Source organism: Oleiphilus sp. HI0123 (genome assembly GCF_001635315.1).
Window position 1 is genome coordinate 1 of record NZ_LWGE01001625.1, and the last position, 1,993, is coordinate 1,993.

At 38.8% G+C, this 1,993-nt stretch carries 3 protein-coding genes; all 3 read left to right on the forward strand.

What is annotated here, in order from left to right; genetic code table 11:
* Positions 1 to 251, forward strand: a 251-nt coding sequence (locus tag A3761_RS21840; RefSeq protein WP_156490510.1) for an integrase core domain-containing protein, incomplete at its 5' end; no start/stop codon positions are given.
* 139 nt (positions 252 to 390) lie between these two features.
* Entirely contained in the window at positions 391 to 1,029 is a 639-nt protein-coding gene (locus A3761_RS21845) for a hypothetical protein (RefSeq protein WP_068553824.1), read from the forward strand.
* A 217-nt stretch (positions 1,030 to 1,246) separates the two neighbouring features.
* The coding region (locus A3761_RS21850) for a zeta toxin family protein (RefSeq protein WP_068750872.1) at positions 1,247 to 1,993 on the forward strand (747 nt) is incomplete at its 3' end.

A 1,993-nucleotide genomic window follows, 5' to 3' on the forward strand; every position in this document is an offset into this window, starting at 1 on the left:
GACAAAGCCTAAGTCGCAGAGGAAATTGCTGGGATAATGCGCCAATGGAGCGATTCTTTAGAAGCTTTAAAACAGAATGGATGCCGCGATCAGGATATGAATCGTTTATGGAAGCAGAAGCAGCTATCGATCAATACATTAATGGTTACTACAATCGTCATCGGCCTCATCATCATAATGGTGGTATGTCACCGTTATTGACTGAACAGGCTTACGAAAAAACTTATAACGGGCTGGCCAGTTTTAGTTGACCACTACAAAAGTTTGTTTTTTAGCTGCACAGTTTCAATCAAAACATCCACTAGAACAACTTGTCCTTATGATGTCCGCTTGCGTGGTCTTATTTGATAGATAAGGTAAAAATAGCTAATCAAGTAAGAGGAAAATAAATTGGACTTCTATCTCCCGCAAGACTTTCTAAACAAGGAACTCATAAACAATGAAATCATCTCTAATCTTAAAAGCAGAGGACTAGAGAGTTATCTTCAACAGTACAACTTCCCCTTTGGTTCGGTCATATTTTATAGTCTTGCTTTGGATGCGCTGATAGCTATAAACACAGCAACAAGCGACGACATCAAAGTACAAATACTGAGAGCTAAAATATTCGCAGAATCAAGTTCTTTAGAGTTACTAGAGCCAGCAGAACTTAAACTTCCTGACCGCGCTATTAATAGGTCTTACAGCTATCCTATAGCCAAAGTAAAGATACTAGAGATTGTACTTAGCTTGGGCGGTGTCATAATTGATGGATACCTATTTGACGATTTACTAAACCTAGACCCAGTGACTGAAAGCATGCTGTTGGTTGCAAGCTGCCGAAATATTCGTTTAAGAGAGTCATTAGCAGATTATTTTTTGAAATACCTGGCCGATAAGACTGACAATATAGAAGCGGCTTTAGCTGGTGGGTATGACCCGATACCAGGGTGGATTAAATACAATATCGTTGGGTTGATTAGTCAGGAAGAAGGTGAGTATTTGAAGCAGCTTCTTTCTACCAAAGACTGCAATAGTGAAAACTTATAGCAAGTAGACTCTAAATATCTAAGCCTTATGCGGGCCTTTGCGTTAAGAGAGATACTCCTTATTTATTTGGAGTTTCTGGCTCCGCCCCCGGTTCAAAATTAAATAAACTTAGTTCCTTTGAGTTCATTTATTAAACTGACGCAATACCACTATCAACAGTTGATTATTTTTAGCTTACATGCAAACTTAACTGGTCAACTATGGTAATGGGTGCTGAATGAGCGATTTCACTGAAGATGAACAAGGATTAGTCGATGCCGCGATAAAATGGGCAAAGGAACGAAAAAAGCACTTTGTACAAGAGTACGCTAATAAAGATCTTGTTCCAGCAGACACTGAACCAACAGCTTATTACATGGCTGGCTGTCCAGCAGCTGGCAAAACTGAAGTTGCTCACGCCCTAAAACGCGTTCTAGATGATGAATTTAAGGATAATGAAGGTGCATTTTCTCTCATTGACCCTGATGAGATTAGAGAGCAAATGCCTGGCTATAACGGAAAGAACGCTAGACTTTTTCAGTACCCTACATCCATCATCGTAGATGCCGTTTTTGATAAGTTAATGAAGAATAAACAAAGCTTCATACTTGATGGAACCTTATCAGACTATGATAAAACCAAACAGAATATTGAGCGATGCCTATCACCTAAAAGGGATTACTGCGTTGTTATCACATTTGTTTACAATGACCCATTAAATGCCTGGAAAGCTGCAAAAGCCCGTGAATTAACGATGGGACGGGCTATTGATTTAGATGTATTTGTTGATAGGTACTTTAAATCGAAAGATACAGTCCGCAAATTAAAAGAAGAGTTTGGACAAAACCTACAAGTTGATTTATTGTTTAAAGACTTAGATCAAAAAGTTCGGCCAGAATTTAATATTGGTAATATTGACAATTATTTGGACGAAAAATATACTCCCGCGTCCCTAAGAGAGGCGTTGGATAATACGGAGACGGAA